The sequence below is a fragment of the Asanoa ferruginea genome (assembly GCF_003387075.1).
GTDB classification, from domain to species: domain Bacteria; phylum Actinomycetota; class Actinomycetes; order Mycobacteriales; family Micromonosporaceae; genus Asanoa; species Asanoa ferruginea.
This window is the reverse complement of record NZ_QUMQ01000001.1, coordinates 6,021,980-6,047,623: the sequence shown is the minus strand read 5'-3', so window position 1 is coordinate 6,047,623 and position 25,644 is coordinate 6,021,980. Positions and strand designations below refer to the sequence as shown.

Annotated in this window: 29 protein-coding genes; 11 read left to right on the top strand and 18 right to left on the bottom strand. The window is 70.5% G+C overall.

The window, feature by feature from the left end; translation table 11 throughout:
* Positions 1 to 49: 49 nt before the first annotated feature.
* Both DFJ67_RS28335 and DFJ67_RS28330 read left to right on the top strand, forming a co-directional pair.
* The gene (locus tag DFJ67_RS28335; protein WP_116070824.1) at positions 50 to 1,294 is read left to right on the top strand and encodes a LacI family DNA-binding transcriptional regulator; all 1,245 of its coding nucleotides are present in this window, start codon (positions 50 to 52) and stop codon (positions 1,292 to 1,294) included.
* A gap of 5 nt (positions 1,295 to 1,299) precedes the next feature.
* Positions 1,300 to 2,055 carry an XRE family transcriptional regulator gene (locus tag DFJ67_RS28330; RefSeq protein ID WP_116070823.1) on the top strand — a complete coding sequence of 252 codons (756 nt, stop codon included), beginning with the start codon at positions 1,300 to 1,302 and terminating at the stop codon, positions 2,053 to 2,055.
* A 60-nt stretch (positions 2,056 to 2,115) separates the two neighbouring features.
* On the opposite strand, the gene DFJ67_RS28325 is transcribed toward DFJ67_RS28330, so the two are convergent.
* The 5 genes from DFJ67_RS28325 to DFJ67_RS28305 form a co-directional block, all read right to left on the bottom strand.
* Complete coding sequence (locus DFJ67_RS28325) at positions 2,116 to 3,462, bottom strand: ice-binding family protein (RefSeq protein WP_170216016.1); 1,347 nt, start codon at positions 3,460 to 3,462, stop codon at positions 2,116 to 2,118.
* A gap of 186 nt (positions 3,463 to 3,648) precedes the next feature.
* The gene (locus DFJ67_RS28320; protein ID WP_116070821.1) at positions 3,649 to 4,053 is read right to left on the bottom strand and encodes a hypothetical protein; all 405 of its coding nucleotides are present in this window, start codon (positions 4,051 to 4,053) and stop codon (positions 3,649 to 3,651) included.
* A complete protein-coding gene (locus DFJ67_RS28315) occupies positions 4,050 to 5,237 on the bottom strand; it encodes a molybdopterin-dependent oxidoreductase (protein WP_116076731.1) in 1,188 nt (395 codons plus the stop codon). Before DFJ67_RS28315 ends, DFJ67_RS28320 begins: the two co-directional genes overlap by 4 nt.
* A complete protein-coding gene (locus tag DFJ67_RS28310) occupies positions 5,210 to 5,860 on the bottom strand; it encodes a methyltransferase domain-containing protein (protein WP_116070820.1) in 651 nt (216 codons plus the stop codon). The genes DFJ67_RS28315 and DFJ67_RS28310 overlap by 28 nt, the downstream gene beginning before the upstream one ends.
* Complete coding sequence (locus DFJ67_RS28305) at positions 5,857 to 6,516, bottom strand: glycosyltransferase family 2 protein (RefSeq protein WP_116070819.1); 660 nt, start codon at positions 6,514 to 6,516, stop codon at positions 5,857 to 5,859. Before DFJ67_RS28305 ends, DFJ67_RS28310 begins: the two co-directional genes overlap by 4 nt.
* 126 nt (positions 6,517 to 6,642) lie before the next feature.
* Between DFJ67_RS28305 and DFJ67_RS28300 the strand changes: the two genes are divergently transcribed.
* Together DFJ67_RS28300 and DFJ67_RS28295 are read left to right on the top strand one after the other, a co-directional pair.
* Complete coding sequence (locus DFJ67_RS28300) at positions 6,643 to 7,689, top strand: NAD-dependent epimerase/dehydratase family protein (RefSeq protein WP_116070818.1); 1,047 nt, start codon at positions 6,643 to 6,645, stop codon at positions 7,687 to 7,689.
* A 36-nt stretch (positions 7,690 to 7,725) separates the two neighbouring features.
* Positions 7,726 to 9,069: a hypothetical protein gene (locus DFJ67_RS28295; RefSeq protein ID WP_425321078.1), complete on the top strand. Its 1,344-nt coding sequence runs from the start codon at positions 7,726 to 7,728 to the stop codon at positions 9,067 to 9,069.
* Here DFJ67_RS28295 and DFJ67_RS28290 read toward each other — a convergent pair.
* Positions 8,983 to 9,759 carry a TIGR04282 family arsenosugar biosynthesis glycosyltransferase gene (locus tag DFJ67_RS28290; protein ID WP_116070816.1) on the bottom strand — a complete coding sequence of 259 codons (777 nt, stop codon included), beginning with the start codon at positions 9,757 to 9,759 and terminating at the stop codon, positions 8,983 to 8,985. The two genes, DFJ67_RS28295 and DFJ67_RS28290, sit on opposite strands and share 87 nt — an antisense overlap.
* A 236-nt stretch (positions 9,760 to 9,995) precedes the next feature.
* Here DFJ67_RS28290 and DFJ67_RS28285 point away from each other — a divergent pair, with 236 nt between their 5' ends.
* Together DFJ67_RS28285 and DFJ67_RS28280 are read left to right on the top strand one after the other, a co-directional pair.
* Complete coding sequence (locus DFJ67_RS28285) at positions 9,996 to 10,700, top strand: response regulator transcription factor (protein WP_116070815.1); 705 nt, start codon at positions 9,996 to 9,998, stop codon at positions 10,698 to 10,700.
* Positions 10,701 to 10,710: 10 nt separating this feature from the next.
* Positions 10,711 to 11,709, top strand: coding sequence for a sensor histidine kinase (locus tag DFJ67_RS28280; RefSeq protein ID WP_409362973.1), 999 nt, complete (start codon positions 10,711 to 10,713; stop codon positions 11,707 to 11,709).
* 6 nt (positions 11,710 to 11,715) lie between these two features.
* On the opposite strand, the gene DFJ67_RS28275 is transcribed toward DFJ67_RS28280, so the two are convergent.
* From DFJ67_RS28275 to DFJ67_RS28245, 7 genes are all read right to left on the bottom strand, one after another.
* A complete protein-coding gene (locus tag DFJ67_RS28275) occupies positions 11,716 to 12,087 on the bottom strand; it encodes a hypothetical protein (protein ID WP_116070813.1) in 372 nt (123 codons plus the stop codon).
* Between the two features lie 149 nt (positions 12,088 to 12,236).
* The gene (locus DFJ67_RS28270; RefSeq protein ID WP_116070812.1) at positions 12,237 to 13,169 is read right to left on the bottom strand and encodes a ketopantoate reductase family protein; all 933 of its coding nucleotides are present in this window, start codon (positions 13,167 to 13,169) and stop codon (positions 12,237 to 12,239) included.
* 167 nt (positions 13,170 to 13,336) lie between these two features.
* Positions 13,337 to 14,602, bottom strand: a complete 1,266-nt coding sequence (locus DFJ67_RS28265; protein WP_170216014.1) for a glycoside hydrolase family 16 protein — start codon at positions 14,600 to 14,602, stop codon at positions 13,337 to 13,339.
* Between the two features lie 147 nt (positions 14,603 to 14,749).
* Entirely contained in the window at positions 14,750 to 15,433 is a 684-nt protein-coding gene (locus DFJ67_RS28260) for a GOLPH3/VPS74 family protein (protein WP_116070810.1), read from the bottom strand.
* Entirely contained in the window at positions 15,426 to 16,184 is a 759-nt protein-coding gene (locus DFJ67_RS28255) for a MerR family transcriptional regulator (protein ID WP_116070809.1), read from the bottom strand. Before DFJ67_RS28255 ends, DFJ67_RS28260 begins: the two co-directional genes overlap by 8 nt.
* A 10-nt stretch (positions 16,185 to 16,194) precedes the next feature.
* Positions 16,195 to 16,914 carry an ABC transporter permease gene (locus tag DFJ67_RS28250; protein ID WP_116070808.1) on the bottom strand — a complete coding sequence of 240 codons (720 nt, stop codon included), beginning with the start codon at positions 16,912 to 16,914 and terminating at the stop codon, positions 16,195 to 16,197.
* A 22-nt stretch (positions 16,915 to 16,936) separates the two neighbouring features.
* Entirely contained in the window at positions 16,937 to 17,839 is a 903-nt protein-coding gene (locus tag DFJ67_RS28245) for an ABC transporter ATP-binding protein (RefSeq protein ID WP_116070807.1), read from the bottom strand.
* 194 nt (positions 17,840 to 18,033) lie between these two features.
* Here DFJ67_RS28245 and DFJ67_RS28240 point away from each other — a divergent pair, with 194 nt between their 5' ends.
* Positions 18,034 to 18,639, top strand: a complete 606-nt coding sequence (locus DFJ67_RS28240) for a TetR/AcrR family transcriptional regulator (protein ID WP_116070806.1) — start codon at positions 18,034 to 18,036, stop codon at positions 18,637 to 18,639.
* Positions 18,640 to 18,688: 49 nt separating this feature from the next.
* Here DFJ67_RS28240 and DFJ67_RS28235 read toward each other — a convergent pair whose 3' ends face one another.
* Positions 18,689 to 19,333: a TetR/AcrR family transcriptional regulator gene (locus tag DFJ67_RS28235; RefSeq protein WP_116070805.1), complete on the bottom strand. Its 645-nt coding sequence runs from the start codon at positions 19,331 to 19,333 to the stop codon at positions 18,689 to 18,691.
* A 294-nt stretch (positions 19,334 to 19,627) separates the two neighbouring features.
* Here DFJ67_RS28235 and DFJ67_RS28230 point away from each other — a divergent pair, with 294 nt between their 5' ends.
* The 4 genes from DFJ67_RS28230 to DFJ67_RS28215 are packed head-to-tail and all read left to right on the top strand — an operon-like array spanning position 19,628 to position 22,251.
* Positions 19,628 to 20,032: a YybH family protein gene (locus DFJ67_RS28230; protein ID WP_116070804.1), complete on the top strand. Its 405-nt coding sequence runs from the start codon at positions 19,628 to 19,630 to the stop codon at positions 20,030 to 20,032.
* A 52-nt stretch (positions 20,033 to 20,084) separates the two neighbouring features.
* Positions 20,085 to 20,813: an NADP-dependent oxidoreductase gene (locus tag DFJ67_RS28225; protein ID WP_239097514.1), complete on the top strand. Its 729-nt coding sequence runs from the start codon at positions 20,085 to 20,087 to the stop codon at positions 20,811 to 20,813.
* Positions 20,810 to 21,286 (top strand): hypothetical protein, encoded by a 477-nt coding sequence (locus tag DFJ67_RS28220; RefSeq protein ID WP_116070803.1) that lies wholly within the window; start codon positions 20,810 to 20,812, stop codon positions 21,284 to 21,286. Before DFJ67_RS28225 ends, DFJ67_RS28220 begins: the two co-directional genes overlap by 4 nt.
* Before the next feature lie 20 nt (positions 21,287 to 21,306).
* Complete coding sequence (locus DFJ67_RS28215; RefSeq protein WP_116070802.1) at positions 21,307 to 22,251, top strand: NADP-dependent oxidoreductase; 945 nt, start codon at positions 21,307 to 21,309, stop codon at positions 22,249 to 22,251.
* Positions 22,252 to 22,310: 59 nt separating this feature from the next.
* Here DFJ67_RS28215 and msrA read toward each other — a convergent pair whose 3' ends face one another.
* From msrA to DFJ67_RS28195, 4 genes are all read right to left on the bottom strand, one after another.
* The gene (gene msrA / locus DFJ67_RS28210) at positions 22,311 to 22,865 is read right to left on the bottom strand and encodes a peptide-methionine (S)-S-oxide reductase MsrA (protein WP_116070801.1); all 555 of its coding nucleotides are present in this window, start codon (positions 22,863 to 22,865) and stop codon (positions 22,311 to 22,313) included.
* Positions 22,862 to 23,341, bottom strand: a complete 480-nt coding sequence (gene msrB, locus DFJ67_RS28205; protein ID WP_116070800.1) for a peptide-methionine (R)-S-oxide reductase MsrB — start codon at positions 23,339 to 23,341, stop codon at positions 22,862 to 22,864. Before msrB ends, msrA begins: the two co-directional genes overlap by 4 nt.
* Before the next feature lie 149 nt (positions 23,342 to 23,490).
* Positions 23,491 to 24,420 (bottom strand): Gfo/Idh/MocA family protein, encoded by a 930-nt coding sequence (locus DFJ67_RS28200; RefSeq protein ID WP_170216013.1) that lies wholly within the window; start codon positions 24,418 to 24,420, stop codon positions 23,491 to 23,493.
* An 8-nt stretch (positions 24,421 to 24,428) separates the two neighbouring features.
* Complete coding sequence (locus DFJ67_RS28195) at positions 24,429 to 25,637, bottom strand: FAD-dependent oxidoreductase (RefSeq protein ID WP_116070798.1); 1,209 nt, start codon at positions 25,635 to 25,637, stop codon at positions 24,429 to 24,431.
* Between the last annotated feature and the right edge of the window lie 7 nt (positions 25,638 to 25,644).

The following is a 25,644-nucleotide window of genomic DNA, read 5'->3' as shown; positions in this document are numbered from 1 at the left end:
TGGAGCTATGTGGAGTTGACGTGGAGCCACGCCGCACTAATGTTGGTCTATGGCATCGCCGGGTCGGCAACGCGCGGCACGCGGCGAGATCGAGCGGCTACCCAGCGGATCGCTGCGCGTACGGGTTTATGCGGGCATCGACCCCGCGACCGGCAAGAGGCGCTACCTACAGGAGACCGTTCCCGCAGGAGACGGCGCTGAACAGGCCGCCGAGGCCGCCCGCACCCGTCTCCTCCGCCAGGTCGACAAGCAGCGCAACCCGACCTCGCAGGAGCGGCCCGGGCGCCGGCGGGGCGAGCTCACGGTGGCGGCGGTCGCCCGACTCGCCGGCGTCTCGGCCCCGACGGTGTCGAAAGTGCTCAACGGCCGGTCCGGCGTAGCCCTGGAGACCCGGCGACGGGTGGAGGCGGCGCTGCGGGAACACGGCTACCGCCGCCCGGGAAACCTCGTTCAGGGCGCACACCTGGAGGTGGTCTTCTACGGCGTGCAGAGCAAAATGGCGATCGACATCCTGCACGGTGTGGAGATGGTCGCCGGCGCGCACGCACTGGCCGTCAGCTTCACCGACATTCTCCATCAGGCGTCGCAGGGCCGCGTGTGGGCAACCGAACTGCTCGCCCGCCGCCCCGTCGGGGTGATCGCCGTCCATCTCGGCCTCAGCGCGGAACAGCACACCCTGCTGGCGACCAGCGGGATCCCGGTGGTGTCGCTCGACCCCAACGGCGAGCCGGAGCAGCCGATCCCGTCGGTGGGTGCGACCAACTGGAGCGGCGGGTTCGCCGCCACCCGGCACCTGCTCGGGCTCGGGCATCGCCGCATCGCCGTGGTCGGCGGACCGGCCGACCGGTTGTGCGCCCGCGCCCGCCTGGAAGGTGCCCGGGCGGCGATGTCCGCCGCCGGGACGCCGCTCGACGAACGAATCCTCCGCATCGGCCGGTGGTTCGCGTTCGAAGACGGTCTGACCTACGGCGGCGAGTTGCTGCGCCTACCCGACCGCCCCACCGCCGTGCTCTGCGGCAACGACCTCCAGGCGCTCGGCGTCTACGAGGCGGCCCGGCAGGCAGGCCTGCGCATCCCGCACGACCTCAGCGTGGTCGGCTTCGACGACATCGCCTACAGCCGATGGTGCGGCCCGCCGCTGACCACCGTGCGCCAGCCCCTCGTCGACATGGCAGCCGCCGCGGCCGAACTCGCGCTCGCCCTCGCCGCGGGGCAGACGCCCACGCACACGCGGGTCGAGTTGGCGACCACCCTGATCGTCCGCGACAGCACAGCGCCACCAGCGGGCGGCTGATCGTCGTGGGAGATTCACAGTTCGGCGTGCGGCTGTGGCGCCTGCTGTCGCACCGCCGGCCGACGTTCGGCACCTCGATCGAGCAGATGCGGGCTGTCCTGGCCCAGGATGCCCGGGTGCCGGATGAGACGCTCGCCGAGGTCGTCGACGACGGCACGACACCGAGCCCAAACCTCGTCCGGAAGCTGGCACCGGCACTCGGTATCCACAGTGCGGACCTGTTCGTCTTCGCCGGCCTACCGGTGCCGGACGACCTGGCCTCGGCCTGGCCGACATCGCCGTGGAACGTGGGTTCGATCGTGGGGCACGCCTCGAGAATGGGCACGACACAGCGAAACCGGCTCGCGGCGCTGGTCAGGTCGATGCCGGCGCTGCCGCGGGCCGGGCCCGAGCCGACCGATGACTACCCGGACGTACCCGGTGCGTTGTTGCTCCGTCTCCTGCGCAACCGCAACATCCGCCCAACCGCGCGCATCCTCGCCGAGATCGGCGACGGTCCTTACGTCTCCGACTCCACCGTCGCCATGTTGGGGCGAGGGAAGGTCGTCATCACCGCGCGCTACGTGACGGCGTTCGCGCACCTGCTCGGCATCGCGCCCGGCGACCTGGTGGCGCTGACCGGCGTCGGGCCGGTCCGCGGGGACGCGCGGGTTCACCCGGCGAGCACGGAGATCGCCGCGCTGGCCTGGCAGGCCCGCCGGCTCAGCAGCGAACAGCTGAGCGAGGTGATGGACGCGGCCCAGGCCCCGCGATACGCCTGAGCCGCGACGCCGACTTCGGCGTCGCGGCTCAGCGCATGTCACCTCAGGCTGTACGGCCTGTCATGCCTCGACGTTGCGGCGCCGATAGAGGTGAAGGACGAGGACGCCGACAGCGAGCAGGAGTCCGCCGGCCGTGATCATGATCGGCACCGCGGGGCTGCCGGTGGTGGGCAGGTTGCCCTGTCCCCCGGGGCCGAAGGTGGGTCGGACATCGGCCGGAGCGTTGGAGCCGTGCGGGAACCCGGGGCCGTTCGGACCGTTCGGACCGTTCGGACCGTTCGGGCCGTTCGGACCGTTCGGAATGTCCGGACCGTTGGGGAAGTCCGGGCCGTTCGGGAAGTCCGGGCCGTTGGGGAAGTCCGGGCCGTTCGGGCCGTTCGGGAAGTCCGGGCCGTTAGGGCCGTTGGGGAAGTCCGGGCCGTTCGGGAAGTCCGGGCCGTTCGGACCGTTAGGGCCGTTCGGGAACCCGGGGCCGTTGGGGAAGCCAGGACCATTCGGGAACCCGGGACCGTTCGGGAACCCAGGACCGTTCGGGAACCCAGGACCGGTGGGCGTGGGTGTCGCGGTCGGCGTTTGAGTCGGCGTCGCAGTCGGTGTCGCAGTCGGCGTCGCCGTCGGCGTGGCGGTCGGCGTTGCCGTGGGCGTGGCGGTCGGAGTCGCCGTTGGACTCTGCGTGGGCCCAGCACACACCGGCGCGGTGATGGTGTTCGTGTCAAGCGTGACGGCCCCGGTCTGCGCCAGCGCGCGGCCTTGCAGCGTCGCTCTGGTCTGCATCGCGATCGAGGCGGACGCCATGATGTTGCCGATGAAGTCGGTGTCGACGCCGATCGTCGCCGAGCTTCCGACCTTCCAGTAGACGTTGCAGGTCGAGGCGTTGTTGAGGAAGACGACGCTGCTCGCGACGGCCGTGACGAGGGTGGAGTCGATCTGGAAGATGAAGACCGCCTGCGGGTCGTTCACCGTGTTGAGCGTCAACGTTCCGGTCAGTTGCGCGGCACCGATCCGATACACGCCGGGAGTGAGCGTCAAGCCGCCCAGTTCTGCCGGAAGGGGAATGAACGGGGTGCGGCCGGCGGCGTCGTTGTAGGCGGTCGTCAGGTCGTTCTTCGCGTTGAGCGCGACCATGTCACCCAGGTGGGTCTCGCCGCCGACGGCCGGTGCGCCGGTGACCGCGCTGCCGGGATGCACGCCGAGGCTCTGCGCCAGCGTCGTCGTCCCGGTGTTGGTGACCATGGAGCCGGCGAGCACGGAGAAGTTCGCCGCGGTGCCGAGGCCGACCGGCGGGTCGGCCGCGCGGGCGTCGGTCGGACTCAACACAACCAGGGCGGCGGTGATGGCGACGGCCGCACACCCCGCCAGCACGGACGGCATGGCGCGGCGCGCGTGGTGGGTTAAGGAAGAAGGCACAGCGGACCCTTTCGTGAGGGAATCACCTGGACGCGCCACAGCACCCCCATCCACCTCGGGCGTCGCTGTGGTATGCCCCCAAGGCCCACCATAAGACGTGAGATTCACATTTGTTGCGGAAAGGGACAAAGCCGCCAGGCACTCCGTGCGGACCTGGCGCGCCGCGAGCCCCGGCTCAAGGGGCGATCAACGAGGCTGCCGCCTCCGGGTCAGCGTGGCGACCAGGGCCACCGCCCAGACGAGCGCGAGGATGATCAGGAGCCCGCGGCCGTAGTCGAGCGGTAGGGCGGACGGGTCGTCCGGCCGGCGACCCCGGCCGAGCACGAACGGGATCGCGATGAGGGTGACAGCGAGGCTGATGATCGCCGCCACCCGGATCGGGCGCCGGACCGGGATCGGCGCGAACCGTCCGATCAGGAAGCCCAGCCCGATGATCAACGGCATCAGGATCGCGTCGTGGGCGATGACGACGGCGGCGAGGAAGGCGAGCTGGCCGGCCGGTTCGGTGGCCGGGTCGGTCAGGGCGCCGAAGAGGGCGTAGGCCATCACGCCCGTCCCGGCGGCGACGAGGATCCGGCGGGTCCATCTCATGGCGCGCGCCGCACGGTGAGCCGGGCCAGCCATTTGGTCTGGAGCACACCGGGCCGGTTGGGTGCGATCAGCCGAGCGGGATAACCGTGGTCGAGGTGCAGGGGTTCGCCGCGGAGCCGCAGCGCGACGACGGTGAGTGGGTCCCGCGCGTGTGCCGGGTCGACCGTGGTGCTGCGGTAGAGGCCGGCTGTCTCCAGCGACTCGGCGAAGACCTCGTACCCCGCGGTGTCGGCACCGGCCAGGGCCATCAGGTCGCGGAGGCGGACGCCCGACCAGACCGCGTCGGCGCTCCAACCCTCGACGCAGGCGATCGGGAGCGAGACGGTGTGTTGGGGAAGCGCTTGGAGGTCGGCCATGGAAAGCCGCGTGGTGCCGCCCGGGCCGTCGAGGACCAGCCGGTACGCCGGATCCACGGCCAGCGCGCGGACGCCGGCGGCCCCGGCGGTGCGGTTGACCGGGAGCTGCTGCGGCCCGGTCCGGGGACGCCGCGGGGCGAGGAGCGAGATCGACGACAGCGGGGCGACCGTCTGACCCACGGTCGCCAGCGTGATGACGCCCGCCGCTCCGGCCGTGGCCGCGAGCAGCCCACGCCGGGTGAGGGTGCCGGGCGGCACGGTGCGGCGGGGCCGGTGCGTGAGGCCGGCTCGGATCAGCGGGAGCTGCACACCGATGTGTGCCACGATCGCGCCGATCGCCAGCCACGCCGTCCAGTAGTGGGCGCTCGGGAAGAAGAAGTGCATCGGCCGATACCAGAGCGCGATGTTGAGCACTCCGGTGACGAGCTGGAACAGGCCGGCAGCGATCAGCACGAAGACGCTCAGCCGCTCGACCGCGTGCGCGAGGTCGCGTGCGGGTGGCCAGCGGAACAGCCGCGGATAGACCGACCACAGTTTGACGCCGAGGAGCGGGATCGTGGCCAGGCCGGTGGCCACGTGCACGCCCTGGGTCACCCGGAACAGCCAGATCGGCCGGGCCGGCCAGTGGAACCAACCAGGCGGGTGCTGGATGAGATGGTCGAGCAGGCCGGTGACGAAACAGGTGCCGAAGGCGACGGCGAGGCCCAGCCCGAGGAAGCTGGTCAGCCGCAGGGACCGCAGCTTCGACGGGAATGCTCCTTTGTGGAATGGCATCCGACGCCGAGCGGCCGGCCGCTCGGTCACGGGCGGGTCAGCGTCGCGAACCATCGGTTCGCCTCCGTCCATGTCGAATGGACTCGCATTGCCGCGGCCGCGGCGACCGCGGCGATGTCGTCGACGCCGACGTAGGCCCAGCGCAGCGGCGGGCTCTCGGCACCGTGGTGGGTGTGCAGCCGCACCTCGCCGGCCCAGAACGGCATCCCCGGCGGGTCGAGCTCCGCGATGATCCGCCCGTCGGGGGTGAGCAGCCCGGCGCACCGGCGCAGCAGTCGAATCGGGTCGCCGCCGATGCCGATGTTGCCGTCGGCCAGCAGGACGCTGCGCCAACTCCCCTCCAGCGGCAGCGGTGCGAAGACGTCGCTCAGCAACGCGGGGCCGCCGCGCCGCAGGGTGGACCGCACCGCCGCGCGGCTCACGTCGATGCCGAGCGCGATGCGCCCCCGCCCGGCCAGCGCCGCGGTCAGCCGGCCCGGGCCGCAGCCGACATCCAGTGTGGATCCGCTGGTGCGGGAGAGCAGCCCGGTGTCGCCCGGAATCTCTTTCGCGTGCCACCCCAACGGGTCCAAGGGGCGCCACCGCCCGGCCCGGTCGACGAGCCGGGCACCCGTGTCGTCACCGACGGCCGCCGCGCGGAGCACGGCGTCGAACGTCGGCGCCACCGACGCGGTCATTGAGCCAGGACCTTGGACATGTCGCGGACGGCGCGCGCGGTGCCGCGTACGGTCCCGGTCACCTTCGACCGGCTGCCGGCGGCCCGGGGCGCGTAGTCGACGTCGACCTCGGCGACCGCCCAGCCGGCGCGGGCGGCCTTGACCACCATCTCGAGCGGATAGCCGAAGCGGCGGTCGCGCAGGTCGAGGTCGAGCAGATCAACCAGCCGGGCGGCACGCATCGGGCCGAGGTCATGGAGTTGGAGCCCGGTGGTCCGGCGCAGCCGCCAGGCCAGGACCGCGTTGGCGAACCGGGCATGCGCCGGCCATGCTCCGGCGCTGGTCGGGCGGCGCCGGCCCAGCACGAGTCGGGCCCGCCCGGCGCGGACCGGATCGGCGACCCGGGGAAGTTGGGCGGGGTCGAACGAGCCGTCGGCGTCCATCACGCACACCAGCCCGTCGTCGGGGTCGGCGGCCATCAGTCCGGTGTGGACGGCCGCGCCGAATCCGCGCTGTGGTGCGGTCACGACGATCGCGCCGAGGGATGCTGCGATGTCCGGCGAGCCGTCGGTGGAGCCGTTGTCGGCCACGATGGCGCGGTAGCCGGACGGCATCCGGGCCAGGAGCCAGGGCAGCGCTGCGGCCTCGTCGAGGCAGGGAAGTACGACGTCCGTCATGAGCGTTGAACGTAGCGACAAACCGTACGCTAAAGCCTTACGAATCGCAGATCAGATATTAGGAACCAATTACACCCGGCGACGGTACGGGAGTTTGGGCGCGCCGACCCATACGGTCGGTGGGTGATGCGGGTTCTGGTCACCGGCGGCGCCGGTTTCATCGGTTCACAGGTCGTCGCGGCGCTGGCGGCGGCCGGCCATGACGTGCGGGTGCTCGACGTCGGTCATCCCGCGGCGCACCGAGTGCCGTTGCCGGCGACGGTGGCCGGCGCGCCGCTGCGGCTCGCCGACGTTCGCGACGCCGGCTCGGTCGAGGCCGCGCTCGCCGGCGTCGACGCGGTCGTCCATCAGGCCGCGATGGTCGGCATGGGCGTCGACCTCGACGACCTCCCCGAGTACGTCGGTTGCAACGACCTCGGCACCGCCGTGCTGCTGTCGGCCATGGCGCGGGCCGGCGTCGGCCGGCTGGTTCTGGCCAGCTCGATGGTCGTCTACGGCGAGGGCGCCTACGCCTGCCCCGCACACGGCCCGATCCGGCCGGCTCCGCGGGCACAGGCGGATCTGCTCGCCGGTCGGTTCGAGCCCGCCTGTCCGAAGTGCGCCGCCCCGCTCATCCCAGGGCAGGTCGACGAGGAGGCCCGGCTCGACCCGCGCAGCGTCTACGCCGCGACCAAGCTCGCGCAGGAGCACCTCAGTGCGGTGTGGGCGCGGCAGACCGGCGGGTCGGCGATCGCGCTGCGCTACCACAACGTCTACGGCCCGGGGATGCCACGCGACACCCCCTACAGCGGGGTCGCCGCCATCTTCCGGTCGGCGCTCGAGGCCGGGCGGGCGCCGCTGGTCTTCGAAGACGGCGGCCAGCGCCGCGACTTCGTCCACGTCCGGGATGTGGCCGCCGCCAACCTCGCCGCGCTCACGGCCACGGCCGGCCAGGCCGGGTTCCGGGCCTACAACGTCGCGTCGGGCCGGCCGACGACGATCGGGGCGATGGCGGCCGCGCTCGCCGAAGCGATGGCCGGCCCGGAGCCTCAGGTGACCGGGGCCTTCCGCGCCGGCGACGTGCGCCACGTCGTCGCCGCGCCGCGGCGGGCGGCGGCCGAGCTCGGCTTCGAGGCCCGCATCGAGCTGGCCGACGGCATGGCGGAGTTCGCGTACGCGCCGCTGCGGGGCTGACCGGTGACCGCCTCCCGCGAGAGCGTGCGAGCTCCGCTGCGCAGCACACCGCGCGCCGGTCTCGTCCGTGCGGACCTGCTCGCCGCCGGGATCGCCGTGGCGCTCGTGTGCGCCGCCGTGTTGGTCGCCGTCGCCGATCCGGCCGTGACCGGCGTGCCGTCGACCCGGATCGCCGCACCGTTGTTCGCCCGATGGCTGCCACACGTGGGTCCCGGCACGCCGGCGGCGTTGGTGCTCGCGGCCGCCGTCAGCTGGCACGGCCCGGCCCTGGCCGACCGGCTGCCCTGGCGCAGGCTGCTCGGCGTCAGCTACGTCGCCGCCGTCGCCTGGACGATGGCGCTGGCCATGGTCGACGGCTGGCAACGCGGGCTCGCGGGCCGGCTGACCACACCACACGAATACCTCGCCGAGGTGCCCGGCGTCACCGACCTGCCGGCCACGTTGCGCGGGTTCACCGGCCGCATCCTCGACTTCCAGCCCGACTCCTGGACCACCCACGTGGCCGGACACCCGCCGGGCGCGCTGCTGGTCTTCGTCGGCCTCGACCGGATCGGGCTGGGCGGCGGCGGATGGGCGGCGCTGGTCTGCGTGCTCGGTGGCGCGCTCGCCGTCGTCGCCGTTCCGGCCACGATCCGGACCCTCGGCACCGAAGAAGCCGCACGGGCGGCCGTACCCTTCCTCGTGCTGTTTCCTGGCGCGGTCTGGGTGGGCGCTTCGGCCGACGGCCTCTTCACCGGGGTGACCGCGTGCGGCATCGCGCTGCTGGCCGCCGCCGCTACCCGCACCGGAACGACCGGACGTTGGCTCGCCGCCCTCGCCGGGCTGGTCCTGGGGTTCGGCTGCTACCTGTCCTACGGGCTCGTGCTCATGGCGCTGCCCGCCGTCGCGGTGCTCGTGGCCGCCCGCCGGATCACCCCGCTGTTCTGGGCGGGCCTGGGCGCGTTGGCGGTGGTCGCGGCGTTCACGCTCGCGGGATTCTGGTGGCTCGACGGCTACCACACGCTGGTCGAACGTTATTACCAGGGAATCGCCAGCGACCGACCGTACGCCTATTGGGTCTGGGCCAACCTCGCCTGCCTGACCCTGGCCGCCGGGCCGGCGATGGCACCGGTGGTCCGCCGCGTTGTGGTCGACGCGGTTCGCGGCCCGCGGCGGTGGCCGACCGCCACCGTCGCGCTCCCCCTCGGGGCTCTCGTCGCCATCCTCGCCGCCGACGCTTCCGGGATGAGCAAGGCCGAGGTCGAACGGATCTGGCTCCCGTTCGCCGTCTGGCTACCCGCGGCCGCGGTGCTCCTACCGACCCGCGGCCGCCGTGGCTGGCTCGTCGTGCAGGCGCTCACCGCCATCGCGGTCAACCACCTGCTGCTGACCACGTGGTAGCCGCGCCGCCACGCGGCCGACGACGCGTGCGAACGCGGTGTCGGGGATGAGGCGGGCGACCGCGTGGGCGGCGGGCCAGTCGTCGACGTCGGTGAGCGTCGGCAGTTCGGTGATCCGCAGTCCCCGCGCGGCTATGGCGGCCCGGGTGTGGTCGAAGGTCGTGGCCGTCGACATTGGAACGTCGCGCAACGCGGCGGCGTGTGTAGGGTCGCGGAATCCGACCGCCCACCAGCCCCCGTCGGCCGCCGGGCCGATCACCGCGTCGGTGTCGTCGAGCTTGCGCAACGCGGCGCCCAGCAGCGCCGCGGTCACCTGCGGGGTGTCCATGCCGATCTGCACCACCGGCTGACCGGGCAGCGTGACCGCGACATCGGCGTGCGCGTTGGCGAGCCGCTCCGCGAGACCGTCGCCGCGCTGGGGCAGGCGGCGCCAGCCGGCGAAGACCCGGCGCAGCCCGGCCGGGCCTACGGCGTCGCCGAACGAGCCGGTGTGGGCCAACACGGGCGTGCGCGTCGCCGCGCGGACTGCCGCCGCCGTGCACAGCAGCGCCGCCCGGGCGACCTCGGCGGCCTGGCGCAGCGTGGCCGGCGGGCACAGCCGGGTCTTGGCCAGTCCCGGCACGGGTGCCTTCGCCACCACCAGCACCACGCCGGCCCGACGGTCGCCGAGCGGCAGCAACGGTGAACCCATGTGCGCAGGTTAGCCAGCCGGGCGCCGCCAGCACCGGCGTTCGCGCTTACGGAAGCCTTACGCCGCAACACTTTCCGGCGAGCGAAGGTGAGGCCCTCTCGCGTCGGCAGAGTTTCCCTCCGTAGTCGACGCGCTACCTACAGTTGCGGGGAAAGCGGTAAGGAACCCGCAAGATTTGCCGTGCCGCCCGGTCTCCGCGCGCTGGCTAACCTTGCGGCATGGCAGCAGGCAACGCGGTGGCCCAGCGGGTGCTGGTCGTCGACGACGACCAGACGGTCAGCGACGTGGTCTGCCGTTACCTGGAACACGCCGGCTACGAGGTCAGCCACGCGGCCGACGGCGTCGCCGCACTCGTCGCGGTCGCCGAACAGTCGCCCCATCTGGTGGTGCTCGACCTCATGTTGCCCGGCATCGACGGGCTTCAGGTCTGCCGGCGCCTGCGGGGACGGCCCGACAGCGTCCCGATCATCATGTTGAGCGCGCTCGGCACCGAGCAGGACCGGCTCGTCGGCCTTCAACTCGGCGCCGACGACTATCTCACCAAGCCGTTCTCACCCCGCGAACTCGTGCTGCGGGTGCAGTCGGTGCTCCGCCGCGCCGGCGCACCCGCCGTGCCCGAGCGTCCCGAGGTCCTCCGCGACGGCGACCTGGTCGTCGAGACCGGCCCACGGATCGCGTCCCTGGCCGGCGTCGAGCTGGCGCTGACGCTGCGCGAGTTCGACCTGCTCGCGCACTTCCTGCGTCACCCGGGCCGCGCGTTCACCCGCGCCGAGCTTCTCGACCAGGTGTGGAACTGGAGCATCGGCGACCAGTCCACCGTCACGGTCCACGTGCGGCGACTCCGCGAGAAGATCGAGACCGACCCGGCGCAACCGCGCCGCATCGTGACGGTCTGGGGCGTCGGCTACCGCTACGAACCGCGCAGGACCGCCGGTGCATGACCTGGCCGTGATGCTCGCGCTCGCCTTCGGCGCGGCCCTCGCGGTCGGTGCCGTCGGTGCCGCCGCGCTCCGCCTGCTGCGCCGGCGCTCGATCACGGTGCACGTGACGGTGCTGCTCGCGACGACGGTCGTGGCCGTTGTCGCGGGCGTGACCGCGGTGGCCGAGGCGATGTTCCTGTCGACCCACGATCTCGAGGTCGTGATCATCACCGTGTCGGCGGCCGCCGTGGTGAGTCTCGGCGTCGGTGTCGCCTTCGGCCGGCGGTTGGCGGCCGCGGCCGTCTGGGCCGACCATGCCCGCGCCCGCGAGCGCCGGCTGGAGAAGGAGCGGCGGGACCTGGTGGCATGGGTCTCGCACGACCTGCGTACCCCATTGGCGGGCTTGCGGGCGATGGCGGAGGCGTTGGAAGACGGCGTGGTCGACGACACCGCGACCGTCGCCGAATATCACCGGCGGATCCGCATCGAGTCCGACCGGATGGCGCGGCTGGTCGACGACCTGTTCGAGCTGTCCCGGATCAACGCCGGGGCCCTGCGGCTGTCGCTGTCGACCGTCCCGCTCGGCGACGTCGTCTCCGACGCCCTGGCCACGGCCGCACCGCTGGCGGCGGCCCGGCGGATCCGCCTCGAGGCCGGCCAGGACGGCTGGCCGACGGTCACCGCCAGCGAGCCCGAGCTCGCCCGCGTGGTGGTCAACCTGGTGCTCAACGCGGTCCGCTACACCCCGCAGGACGGCACCGTGCGGGTCGAGGCGGGCCGCGAAGACGACGCCACCTGGCTCGCCGTCGCCGACACCTGCGGCGGCATTCCCCCACTCGACCTGCCACACGTCTTCGACGTGGCGTTCCGCGGGGAGCCGGCCCGCACACCGCCGACGGGCGACGCGACCGCCTCCGGCGGCATCGGGCTGGCCATCGTCCACGGCCTGGTCGAAGCACACGGCGGCAGCGTCAAGGTGGAGAACACCGCCGACGGCTGCCGTTTCCTCGTCCGCCTGCCCGCGGCGTGAGGCGGTCTACAGCTCGGCGAAGCTGCCTTTGCCGATCGCCTTGAGCGTCTCGGTCCGCACGTCGGGGCATTCCTTCGTGGTGAGCTCGTCCATCACGGACCCGTCGGCCACCTTGCCGTTCTCGGAGAAGAAGTTGGCCAGTCCGACGGCCAGTTGCGCCATCGCGCCGACCTCGCTGCCGACCGCCTTCACCTTCGGCAGTTCAGCGCGCAGATAGTCACAGAGCGCCGCCGCGGACACCGTGCCCGAATCGGCCGGCGCATCGCTCGCGGGCGCGGCACTCGCCGGCGCCGACGTGCCCTCGTCCGTCGCGCTCGAACACCCGCTCAGCACCAAAGTGGACAGACAGACAAGCGCGAGGACCCTGGTCCGGACCATGGGGCATCCCTTCATCGGGCGAGGGCTGGTCTCGTGATCACGACGCCCCGGCGGGCACATCGTGGCACGGCCCGGCTGGATAACCCCGGTCCATGTCAGATCAATGACCCGGCGACCGATATGGATGGTGTGGCTCCGGCGCCGGTGGATCAGGTGGCTGACCGAGCCCGTTGATAGACGGCGAGATTGACGTCGGTCGCGTCGAGCAGTGGAGTGGCGACGTCGAGGGCTCTCGCGCGGCGTACCAGATCGGTGATGATGGCGTCGTTCTCGAGCGGCCGGCCTTGGCGAAGGTCGCGGAACACCGATGAGGTCGTGGCCGCTCCCGGTTGGGTGACCGTGTCGAGCAACCGTCGCGTGGCTGCGGCCCGCGGAGCGAAGCCGGCCGCCACCGCGACCCGGTTCCCCTCCTCGGTGACCGCGGTCGCGAACTCTCGGCCGCCCTCGACGGCGTTCACGTCGCCGACCGTCCCCCGCGCCAAACAGGTCACCGCCGTGACCGACGCCAGGAAGATCCACTTCTCCCACATGTCCGTCTCGATGGTGTCGGACAGTTCAGCCGGAAACCCGGCACCAGCGAGCGCATCGTGTACGTGGGCCGCGTGCTCGCCGGCACCGCTCCCGTTGGCGAGCGGACCGTACCGCAGCTCCTGCGCGCCTCCGAGCCAGACGATGTCACCGTCGTCGGTCAGCGTGCTGGCAACGTAGCAGACCCCGCCATACACGCGGCGGGCGCCGAACGCCTCGGTGAGCCGGCCGATGTGACCGATGCCGTTGAGGAACGGCACGATGGTCGTGGCCGGGCCCACGGCGGGGGTGAAGTCGCTGATCGCACCGTCGAGCGCGTAGGCCTTGACGGCCAGCAGCACGATGTCGAACGGATCGGCGAGCCGGTCCTTGACGACCGTGTTGACGTCGATCCGGTCGTCGTGGCCATCCGGTCCCCGGACTCGCAGGCCCCGCTCCGCGAGCTGGTCAGCACGGCGCGGCCGGACCAGGAACGTCACGTCCCGGCCGGCCTGGGCCAGCCGGGCACCGAAGTAGCCGCCGGTGGCACCGGCGCCGACCACGAGGATGCGCATGCCGCCTCCCGCCTCGCGTTGAGCCCGGTCACACCGACGTTACGTGCCGGTCGACACCGGTGCCGCCACGTCGCCGGAATTGTCCACGGCCCAGGTCCGGCCTTGACCGAAGACATGACCGCCACCGAGGTGGCGGTCATCGAGTCCTCGAGCGGGAGGCCGCCCGCCTACTGCTGGTAGATCCGGACGTGGTCGATGTCGTACCGGGTGGGGAACGAGGCCACGTCGACGCCGTAGCGGCCCGCCCACGGGCCACCGACCGCGAGATTGAGCATCACGGTGGCCGGGTTCGACTGGGTGCCCTCGTTGGTCTGCCAGTGGTAGTTCTGGCAGGAGATCTTGGTGCCTTCGACATACCAGCACATGCCGTCGACGGTCCACTCCATGCCGACCTCGGTCCACCGGTCCCGGATCGAGCTGGGCGCGATGTAGTTCTGCCACTGCGGGTCGTAGAGGTCCGGGTCGGCGTAGGTGAGCTGCGAGTGGCCGTCAGCGGTCTGCCCGCCCGGCACGCCGCCGTTGATGGCGTTGATGTGCAGCATGTTGACCTTGTCGTCCTGGACGTTGAGGGCGCCCTCCAGGATGTCGATCTCCGGCGGCCAGTTGGCCGACCCGAAGCGGCTGAAGCCGGGAGCCAGCCAGAACGCTGGCCAGGTGCCCTGCATGCTGGGCAGGCGCACCCGGGCGGTCAGGTAGAGGCTGTGGCCGGCCGTCGGCTCGATCTCCTTCTTGCTGCGGATCATCGCCGACTCGTATTTCAGGAAGGGGTCGTCCGGCCGGGTCGCGGTGGCGTGCAGCGACAGGTAGCCGTCCTGGACGGTGTGCATCGGCGCGCCGTCCACGTTGAAGTCCCGGTAGACCTGGTCTTCCTGGCCGGCGACCTGGTTGCCGTCGCTGTCGAACTTGAGGCCAAGGGTGTCCAGCCGACCCGCGACACCGTCGGCGCTGAGGCAACCCGGGTCGGGAACTTCGAGTGCGGGGCCGCCTTCGTACGGGAATCGCGTACACCAGATGGACCGGTTCAGTTCGGTGCCGGAGAACTCGTCCCGCAGCACTGTCTTCCGGTATCCGGGCAGGTGGTGGTCGGCGGTCGCATTGGTCACCCGCAGCACCAGCGGCACGGCGAAGACCTGGGGCGCGACCGAGTGACCGGCACCCCAGCCCCAGGCGGACAGGACGGTCAGGCCGTCGCGGAACTGGGCGGTGTCGACGGCGGCGACCGCCGACCTGCCGTCGGGGCTGACGGTGGCGGTGGCGATCGGCCGGCCGAGCCGCAGCACGCGGACCGCCGTCAGGTTGGTGCCGGTGAACGAGATGTCGACGGTGTCGTTGACCTTCGCACCCTGGCTGGGCGACGCGAACGCCAAGGTAACGCGGGGGCGAGCGGCCGCCGGCGCGGGCTGCGCACCGGCCAACACCAGCACAGCCACCACCGGAAGCACACTGAGGCGTCGAAAGCGACGCCATCTGGACCGCACCTGAACCGGTTCAATAGAGCGCATGCAGAAGGGTCTATCAGATCCGAAGGTCGCTGTCACCCCTCGGATCCGAACGACGAGGTCAGGCCTCGTGGACCCTCGCTAGCTCCGCGGAAGCACGCTCGCCGAGACGATGACGTTGTTGACGACGGTCGCCGTGACGGTGCGGGCGACGGCCTCGGCGGCGGCGCCGGCTCCCCAGTTGCCCCGCTCGAGTTCCTTTGCCCGGGTGATCACCGGTGACCTCCAGGGGATCTCCGGGTCGAACTGGGGAAGCGTGCCGCTTCCCGAGATCAGCGCGGCCAGCGCGGCGACTCGAGGCCGCGGCTCGACGCCGTCGACGAGCACCTCCCGGACGTCGTGCAGCAGCCCGGCCCGGCGCCCCGTCGCCCCGTCCTCGAGGGCTGTCGTGGTGAACAGCCCGAGTGCCTTGCGGCGGGTGCGGCGGATGTCGCCGCGTTCGACGAGGCGGTCGAGCAGCGGGCCACGCAACCTCGGCCCGATCGCGGCGAGCACGGTCTGGATGCCACGGGGCTTCTCGGACAGGTAGTCCCATGTGGAGCGAAGGAGCTCATCCGACGGGGCGCGATCGGCGACGGCCCGCACCCGAACCGTTCCGGCCCGACCCGGCGTCGTGGTCACCTGCTCGTGCAGGGCCAGATCGGCGACGACGGCGCCGCCGAGCACGTAGAACAGGGTGTTCTCCCCAGCGATGGTCCCGGAGTCGGGCTGGAACAACAGGAGCAGAAGGTCCTCCGCGAGCGTCGGCGCGACCCGGTCATCCATCATGGTTCCCTTCATCCGCTTCTCGTGCGATGCGTAGTTGTTCGTGCGCGAGGATGCTGGCGCGCCGCAGCACGTCGAGCTGAGCGGTGTTGTAAAGCTCGACCACCGCCTCGATGAACGTCTCCTGCGTCACGTGCTCGCTCTTCGACAGGTGGTGTGCCGGATCGGTCAGCCAGGGATAGTCGATGAGGTTCCGCGCGATGGTCGGCGCGAGTTGCTCGGCGAGGCGCTGCCGGGTGGCCTCGTCGGCGTCGGGCGGCAGGGCGTCGATCTCCTTGCTCAGCGAGTCGGTGTCGGCCTCCACCATGCGCCGCAGGTCGGCCATCGCATCCTCGTCGTACAACTGCGTGTAGATGTGAATGATTGAGGTGTCCGCTTCGGACAGACGTGACGCGACCGACTCGAAGCCCGCGGGCGCGTCGGCCGGCGCGCTGTTGTGCAGGATCGCGGCGATGTCCGACCGGGCTCGCTGCAGGTGCTCGATCCGGGCCGCGAGGTCGGCGTCGAGCTGTCGCAGGGCTTCCGGAGTGCTGGCCCCGCCCGCGCCGACCTCGCCGATCCGCGACAGCGGCACGCCGAGGTCGGTGAGCCGTCGGATGCGCAGCAGGCGCACGAGATCCTGCACTCCGTATTGCTTGTATCCGTTGTATCGGCGCTCGGGTTCCTCGAGCAGGCCCTGCCGGTGGTAGTGCCGGATGGTGTTCACCGTGGTGCCAGCGAGTTCCGCGAGTTCCCGTGTGCTCCAAGCCATCTTCTCCCCCTTACCGACCCGGCTCCCAGCGGAACATCTTCAGGGCGAACGCGATCGCCACGACGACCCAGGCGAGGGTCGGAGCCAGCAACGGCAGCGAGTCGGTGACCGGAACGCCGCCGTTCCAGGTGTTGACGACCAGCTCGGTTGCCGACCCTCCAGGTAGGAGCCGCTTCACCAGGGTGAGGCTCTCGGTACCGCTGATGCCGACCCAACTGGCCACGGCGATGGTCCCCAGACTCAACGGCAGCGTGGTGACCTGGGCGTGCTCGGGCGAGCGGGTCACGCCGGCGGTGGCCATGCCCAGGGCGAGCAGCATCACGAACGTCGACACGATCGCCACCGCGAGGAGCGCGGCGTTGGCCGGCCCGTCGCTGATCGCGGCGAACACGCCGAGGATCAACCCGACCTGGACGAGGGCGAGCACGCTGACCGGAAGCACCAGACCCGACAGGATGGCCGGATCGCGGGCCGCGGTGGACCGCAGGCGCTTGAGGAACAGGTTCTGCCAGCGAGCGGCCAGCGTCGTCACCGCCGTGGTGTAAAGGCTGAACGCGCCGATGGTGAAGACGATAACGGCAGCGACGTAACCGAGACTGCCGATCCGCTCGAACGCGTCGCGGTAGTAGACGAAGAAGACACTCACCGCCACCGGCATGATGAGGTTGGTGACCAGCACGGCCCGGTTGCGAAAGAGCTGAATCAATTCGCTGTACGCGATGGAAAGCATGACGGCTCCTGTTCTGTGGCGTTCAGGAGGAGACCGGATCGGTCTCGATCGCACGGAAGACGTCGTCCAGCCGGGTGGGCGCGGCGGAGAGCCCGAGCAACTCGACCCGATGCGCTGCTGCCCAGTCGAGCAGGTGCTTGAGGTCGGTCTGCAAGTCGAAGGTCTCGACGAGGTAGGACTGATCCGACAGCGCGGCTGCTCCCGCCGGCGGCGCTGGGGCGTCAGGCGGAAGTGCGAACTGGATGGCCGCGGGCAGGGTCCGGGTCAGCTCCGCGACCGTTCCCTGGGCGCGGAAGGTGCCGCGGTGCATCAGCCCGATGCGGTCGGCGTGCTGCTGCGCCTCTTCGAGGTAGTGCGTGGTCAGCACGATGGTGGAGCCGTCCGCGCGCAACTGCTCCACCGCCGCCCAGAGGGCGTCACGGGACTGGATGTCCAGACCAGTGGTGGGCTCGTCGAGGAAGATCAGCTCGGGCCGCCCGTACACCGTGGTGGCGAAGTCGAGTCTCCGCTTCTCACCACCGGACAGCTGGGACACCCGGTTGCCGGCCTTGCCGTTGAGGTCGACGATGCCCAGCACCCGCTCGACCGAGTCTGACCGCCCGGTAAGCCGGCCGATCAGCCGAACCGACTCCGCGACGGTGAGGTCGGGAGAGAACCCGCTCTCCTGGAGCATGATCCCCATCCTGGGCCGCACCGCACGCCGGTCCCCCGGACTCCTGCCGAAGACCCGCACCGTGCCCGACGACGCGTCCCGATGTCCTTCGACGATCTCCAGCGTCGAGGTCTTGCCCGCGCCGTTGGTGCCCAGCAGCGCGTAGAGCTCCCCCTGCTCGACGCGGAACGACAGGTCTTTGACTGCCTGGAAATCCCCGTAGGTGAGGTTGAGCCGATCGACCTCGATGACGGGAGACGTACCTGCGGACATGCCCGGTGACCCTTCCCAGCTTTAGATCCGATCGGTACAGAAGTCAAGGCTAACAGATCTGGCCCGATCGGTACGGAACTAGCGCGTTGCGGCTCCGCCGAATCAACACCGTGTTCCAGGCACAGGGTCAACGGACTGTCAGCGCGATCACAGCGGGTCAGTTCGGCTTCTGTACCGAGGGGTACGGTAGGGGTATGGGTGGTTCCTCGAGCACTGTTATCGGCCGGCCCAGGGGGTTCGACACCGATCAGGCGCTGGAGCGCGCCATGGAAGTGTTCTGGGCACGGGGCTACGAGGGTGCGAGCCTGTCGGATCTGACCGCCGCCATGGGGATCAACAAGACCAGCATGTACGCGGCCTTCGGCAACAAGGAGCAGTTGTTCCGCAAGGCCCTGTCGCGCTACGCCGAGGGGCCGGCCGCCTACGCGATCCACGCCCTGGCGGAGCCCACCGCCCGCGAGGTCGCCGAAGCGCTCCTGCGCGGAGCGGTTCGCACCACGACCCTGCCGGGCAGCCCCGCGGGATGTCTGACCGTGCAGGGCGCACTCGCCTCGAGCGCCGGCGGCCGACCCGCCTACGACGTGCTGGTCGCCTGGCGCAACGACGCGAGCCAACGCCTCACGGAACGCTTCCAACGGGCCGTCGACGAGGGCGACCTACCGCGCGACACGGATGCCCAGCAACTCGCCCGCTACGTCATGACGCTCAACTTCGGCATCGCCGTGCAGGCCGCCAACGGCCTCGGACACGACGACCTCCAGCAGATCGCCGACACCGCACTGCGCAACTGGCGGCCGTGAAGGCGAAAGCAGGGTTAGCGGCGACCCCTCGCGGACTAGATGGTCCGGTTCAGCGGGACGGCCGCACGAGGAACGACTTGATGTGGTCGAGCGCCATGTCGAGGGCGACCTCCATGGGTGCGACGTCGTGGGCGGCGTTCGCCAGCAGGTAGCCGCCTTGCAGAGCCGCCATCAAACCCGTGGCCAGCTTCTCCGGGTCGGCGTCCTGCCGCAGGGTGCCACTGTCCCGCATCCGGTGCAGACCGTCACTGATCAGCTTTTCCCACTCCGCGAACGTCTCCGACAGCATCGATCGGGACTGCTCATCCTGATCGGAGAGCTCGACGGCCATCGACCCGAGACCACACCCGTATTTGCCGTTGTTCAGCGAGTTGGCCTGGACCAGCGCGTTGCGCCACCGGACGAGCCCCGAGAACGACCTCAGCCGCTCGAGCCCGCCGCGTTCGCGCTGCAGCACGAGGGCGCCTCGATATTTGACCAACGCGCGCACGAGCTCCTGCTTGTCGGCGAAGTGGCGGTAAAGCTGGGACTTGCTCGTCTGGCTGGCCTCACGAACGTCGTCAAGGGTCGTGGCGTTGACTCCGCGCACGAGCATCAGCCGGTTGGCCGCGTCGAGGATCCGCTCTCGGGTCGCGATCCCGCGTTGGCTGATCCGCTGCTGCTTCGCCGGCGCAGCCAGTTGCTCGTCGCCCATCAGTCCAGTGTATCCAGCGGTGCGCCGGATAAGCCACGAACAATGGGACCTTTCGGTCCGCGAGCCATGACGCTGGACCGAGCAAGCGCCCCGCCATGGTGTTCGATCGAGGACTATCTGGTCCCCTTTGAGACCCGCACGAACGGTATGGTCGATCGGCCACGGCGAGGCGTTTCCGTTTGCAGGCGAAGCGTTCCTGGCCGCCTCACCACGAGGTGGCTGCCGGGCGACCCTCGCTATACTGGACGGGTTAGTCCCGCGAAGGCGGGGAACCAAGACGAACGGGAAGCCGAAATGTCCGATTCCTCCTCGCTCCCCACCGTACCCGAAGACGTCGTCCCGGCGCTGGTCGAGCGATTCAACTCCGGCGACGTCAACGCGATGCTGACCTTGTACGAGCCGCAGGCCGTGCTCGTCATGCGAGACGGGCGCACCGTCAGAGGGCACACCGAGATCGCCGCCCAACTCGCGCCCGATCTCCAGCACGGCCTGCCACTTGCGGCCAAAGCTCGCCATGTGTTCGTCAACGGCGACATCGCCGAGATCGTGCTGGACTGGACGATCGAGGGCACAGGTCGCGACGGCGAGCACGTGCACGTCGGAGGCTCGGCGAGTGATGTCGTGCACCGCGGCGCGGATGGATTCTGGCGATACCTGATCGACAACGGTCTCGGGACCGCGGTGCGCCAGCCCGCCTGACCACCTGGCCGACACATTGGACCAAATAGTCCCGCATGCGGGGAGGTGCTCGATGAAGGCCATCGTGGTCACGGACGAGGCCGCGGGAACGGGCGGGATGACGCTCGCCGAGCGCCCCGAGCCGGAGGCCGCCGGCAACGACGTACTCGTTGAGGTTCATGCCTCTGGTTTCACTCCTGGAGAATTGACGTGGCCCTCGACCTGGACCGACCGCCTCGGCCGTGACCGGACGCCGTCGATTCCCGGGCACGAGCTGGCCGGTGTGGTCAGCGCCCTCGGTTATGGAACGACGGGCCTGTCGGTCGGACAGCGGGTGTTCGGCCTCACCGACTGGACCCGCGACGGCACGCTGGCGGAATACGCGGCCGTCGAGGCACGCAACCTCGCGCCGCTGCCGGGAGACGTCGACTTCACGGTCGGCGCGAGCCTGCCGATCTCGGGACTGACCGCCTGGCAGGGTCTGTTCGAGCACGGTCGCCTTCAGCCGGGGCAGAGCGTGCTCGTGCACGGTGCGGCCGGCGGTGTCGGCTCGATGGTTACCCAGCTTGCCCGTGAGGCCGGCGCTTACGTCATCGGCACGGGACGCTCCCCCGAATCGCAGCCAACTGAGTCAGGTTGCCCAGCGGGTGCGAGACCGACGGCTGCGGACGGTCATCGGCAATGTCGCGACCCTCGACGATGCCGTCAAAGCCTTCAACCCGACCGAGCGGGTCAAGGGGAAGACAATCATCCGCGTTCGCCCCGCTTCCGGTTGACGAGGGACGAGGAGGAACAGGCATGACCACGATTCACCTTCATCAGACCACCACGGCTACACCCGGGCAGTTCGTCGCCGCGTTGACCGATTTCGGGCCCGGGCGGTCCGAGGTCTTCAGCCGCAGCGCTGACGGCTACCTGAAGGTGCACGACCGGGGCACCGATCAGGCCGACGTCACCGAGGGATCGGGCGGCATCTGGGAACGCATGCACTACGACTGGTCCGACGTGAACCACGTCGTGGTCACCACCACCGATTCCAACACCTGGGGTGGCAGGTCGGGCTTCACCTACACGCTGAGCCCGCAGCCCGACGGCACGACCGATGTGGACCTGGTCGAGGTGCGTGACGGCAAAACCGTCAAGGGACGTGCGCTCGGCTTCCTGATCGGTTTCATCGGCAATCGGGTGCTGGGCAAGGAACTGGCGCACGCCATCAAGGCCATCGAGGCCCGCAACGACGATGGTGGCGGCGAGCGCGACCTCTTACCGGCATAAGGCAGCGAGGCGGCAATCAGATGAAAGCGATCGTGGTTACGGACCGGGCCGCGGGCACGGCCGGGATGACGCTGGTGGAACGGCCCGGGCCCGACGCGGCGCGGCTCGCCAGTCTCGAGGGGGCCAACTACGGCGACGTCGTCGTCGAGGTGCACGCGTCGGGGTTCACCGGAAATGAGTTGGAGTGGCCCTCGACCTGGGTCGATCGCCTCGGCCGAGACCGGACGCCGTCGATCCCCGGGCACGAGGTGGCCGGTGTGGTCAGCGCGCTCAGCTATGGAGCAGCCGGGCTGTCAGTGGGACAGCGGGTGTTCGGGCTCACCGAGTGGACCCGCGACGGCACGCTGGCGGAGTACGTCGTGGTCGAGGCGCGCAATCTCGCGCCGCTGCCGGGCGACGTCGACTTCACGGTGGGCGCGAGCGTCACGATGACCGGCCTGACCGCGTGGCAAGGGTTGTTCGAGCACGGCGGCCTGCGGCTCGGCCAGAGCGTCCTCGTGCACGGCGCGGCGGGCGCGGTCGGTTCGATGGCGACCCAGCTCGCACGTGAGGCCGGCGCCTACGTCATCGGCACCGGACGCGCGGCCCAACGTCAGAAGGCGCTCGACTTCGGAGCGCAGGAATTCGTCGACCTCGAGAACGATGCGCTCGAAGGCGTCGGCAACGTCGATCTGGTCTTCGATGTCTTCGGCGGCGACATCGGCCGGCAGTCCGCGGGTCTCGTTCGAGGCGGAGGAACACTGGTGACCATCGCCGGCCCGCCCGAGGCACGGCCGGCCAACGGTCTGGCGGTCGACTTCGTCGTCGTGTCGGATCGCGCGCAACTGGGCGAGATCGCCCGGCGGGTCAGGGACGGACGGCTGCGCACGAACATCGGCCAGGTCGCGCCTCTCGATGAGGCCGTCGCCGCCTTCAACCCGACCGAGCGGATCAATGGGAAGACGATCATCCGCGTTCGTCAGTGACGACTTCTGCCCGGGCGCGTCCCTCGCTTCGACGGTGGACGCGCCCGCTCAGCTTCGCGTCAGGCTGAGGTCGCGGAGCGCCTGGGCAGCACCCAGTCAGGCCGCGGGAAGTGGCAGGTGTAGCCGGACGGGTAGTTGACCAGGTAGTCCTGGTGCTCGGGCTCGGCCTCCCAGAACGAGCCGGCCGGCTCGATCGTCGTGACCGCCTTGCCCGGCCACAACCCTGAGGCATCGACGTCCGCGATCGTGTCGCGGGCGACTCGCTCCTGCTCGTCGGTGAGCGGGAAGATCGCCGAGCGGTAGCTCGAGCCCATGTCGTTGCCCTGCCGGTTCAACGTCGACGGGTCGTGGATCTGGAAGAAGAACGCCAGGATGTCGCGGTAGGTCGTCTGCGTCGGATCGAAGACGATCTCGACCGCTTCGGCGTGGCCAGGGTGGTTGCGATAGGTCGCGTGGTCGTTGTCGCCGCCGGTGTAGCCGACGCGCGTGTCCAGCACTCCCGGCTGCCGGCGGATGAGATCCTCCATGCCCCAGAAGCACCCGCCGGCCAGAACGGCCGTCTCGGTGCCCGGCTCGCGGCTGACCTGTCCGGTGTCGTTGATTCCGCTGGTCATGATGCGTTCTCCTTCGTGGCGTTCGGGGCGGCCGGCTCGAACAGCGAGCGGTACTCGCCGTAACCCTGGGCCTCGAGCTCGGCGACCGGGATGAAGCGCAGCGCAGCCGAGTTCATGCAGTAACGCTGGCCTCCGGCGTCGGCAGGGCCGTCATCGAAAAGGTGGCCGAGGTGGCTGTCAGCCCCGGCGGACCGCACCTCGGTGCGGCTCATCCAGAGCGTTCTGTCGGTCTTTGTCCGGACGACGCCCGCTTCGATCGGCTTGGTGAAACTGGGCCATCCGGTGCCACTGTCGTACTTGTCGGTCGACGAGAACAGCGGCTGCCCCGAGACCACGTCCACGTAGATCCCGGCCTCGTGATTGTCCCAGTACTCGTTCCGGAATGCGGGCTCGGTCCCGTCTCGCTGAGTGACGCGAAACTGGCTGTCGGTGAGACGGCTGAGCGCGTCCGGAGTCTTGCTGTAATCGTGTGACACGATCTCTCCTCTTCTGCGCCGCTGGCTGCGGCGTCATCTGCAACAACACCGCGGTGAGCCGTTTTGGTCCCCCGCTTCCTGAGAACTCGCTGTGACTGAGGCCATCGCCGAAGGTAACGAGTTCTGCGCAAGACAGCCGGCTTGACGTGTTAGCGCAACGGCACCGGGGCGCCTCCGGACCGCGCTGAGCGATAGAGAGCGCACACCGCCGCGACGGCTTGCCGACCCTCGTCGGGGGTGGCCAGCGGTTGTCCGTGCAGCAACGCCTCGTATTGGCGGCGAAATGACGCCGTGTATTCCTGGTCGCCGTCCACCTCGACGACACGGCGGTCGCCGACGGTCAGTCCGGAGCCGTCAATGACGAGCCGGCCTCGCTCGCAAATGATCGTGGTCTCGTGGAAGAAATCCGGGGAGTCGACCAACGTGAGGTGAGCCCGCAGTCCCTCGGCGAAGTGGAGCGTCATCGCCGCGGCCGTCTCGACCGCCCAGCCCGCCGGGACCGCGACCGAGCCGGCTACCGCCTCCAGCTTGCCGCCGAGCAGCCAGCACGCCCGGTCGATGCTGTGCACGCCGACGAGCATGGCGATGCCACCGCCGGCCAGTGCGGGGTCCGCGAACCACGCGGGCACGTCGGCGCGGGCGTAGTCGGTCGAGCGGCGCTCCAGATACAACAGTGGCGCGCCGAGCCGCTCGAGTTCCTGCCGTGCGGCGCTGACCTGGGCGAAGAAGCGGCCCTGTTGACCGATGTGCAGGCGGTCGCCGATTTGCGCGATCATGCGGTCGCACTCTTCGACGGTGGTCGCCATCGGCTTCTCGACCAGCACCTCGCATCCGGCCGCGGCCGCGCGCAAGGACAGGTCGGCGTGGTAGGCGTGCGGCACGGCGAGCACGACCAGGTCGACCTCGGCGAGCAGCCCGTCGACGTCCGCCACGGCACGCGCGCCATACCGGTCCGCCAGCCGGCGAGCCCGGTCGCCGGCTGTGTCGGTGACAGCGGTGAAGGCCAAGCCGTCGACTTGCGTCGCCGCGGCCGCGTGGCGCTGCGCCACCTCACCGGCTCCGACGATGCCCAGTCGCATTGCGCGCTTCATCGGGCTGTCGGGCCGAACATCTTGCGGCGGAGCGCTGGCAGGTGTGTGCCGGCACGGAGGAGGGCACGGAAAGCGGCCCGGTTGGCGCGGGTGGCGAGGGCGGCGTTGGTGGCGTTGCGGGTGGAGAGCTTCAGGGCCTGGTTGGCGTAATCGCGCATGGCGGTCTCGTACGCGTTGATGGCCTGGACCGGATTGTCGCTTGTGGACAATGCGCGGCGGAGTTGGTCGGCGTCGCGTAGGGCGGTGTTGGCGCCGATGCCGGCCATGGGGGTCATGTTGTGGATGGCGTCGCCGAGCAGGGTGATCCGCGACGAGGTCCAGTCGGGGAGCTGGGGCATGGTTCGCAAGGGCACGGTGGTGATTGTCCCTGGATCGGTGGCGTGGACAAGGGTGCGCAGGGGTGTGGACCAGGTGCTGGTTCGCTCGGTGACGAGATGTTTGAGTGCGGTGCCGTCGAGGTCGCGCACGCCGGGCGGGTAGGAATCCTCGGCTGCCGCCCAGGCCCAGACGAGGTAGGGGTCGCCGGTGGCCCAGGTGGACAGGAACATCCAACCCGTCCTGGTGGGCACGACGTTGTTGATGCCACCGTCGGTGAGCTCCGCGGGCAGGGTGGCCGCGACGTCGCCGGCCAGTGGGACCCGTCCGGCGATGTTGACGATGCCGAGTTCCTGGCGTCGCAGATCCGGCAGGCGTTGGTGGCGGACACGCGAGTTGCTGCCGTCGGCGCCGACCAGGATGTCACCCTCGGCGTGGGTCCCGTCGGCGAAGTGGGCCCGCACGCCGTCATCGGTGAGCCCGTAGTGGGTGAAGGCCTTGTCCCAGTGCACGATCGGAGCCGAGTCGGTGCCGCGCAGCAGGGCTTCCCGAAGCTCACCGCGGCTGATGGCGCGGCGTTTGGTGACGGGGTCGGTGGCGTTTTCGGGGAAGCGTTTGTCGATGGTGGCGATCACGCCACGGTGCGGGTCGTGGAAGCGGACGACCATGGGGGCGGGCACGCCGTCGGCGTCGAGGTGTTTCCAGTTATCGGCCGGCAAGCTGTTGTGCAGGGCCCGCAGGCCGTTGGCGTCGAGGTGGATGCCGTAGCTGGCGGGCTGGCCGCCTTGCCGTGCCGAGCGTTCGTAGACGTGGGCGTCGATGCCAGCGGCGCGTAGGCCGTGCAGCAGGGTCAGGCCACCGAGGCCGGCGCCGACGATGAGGACACGCATGGTGCAG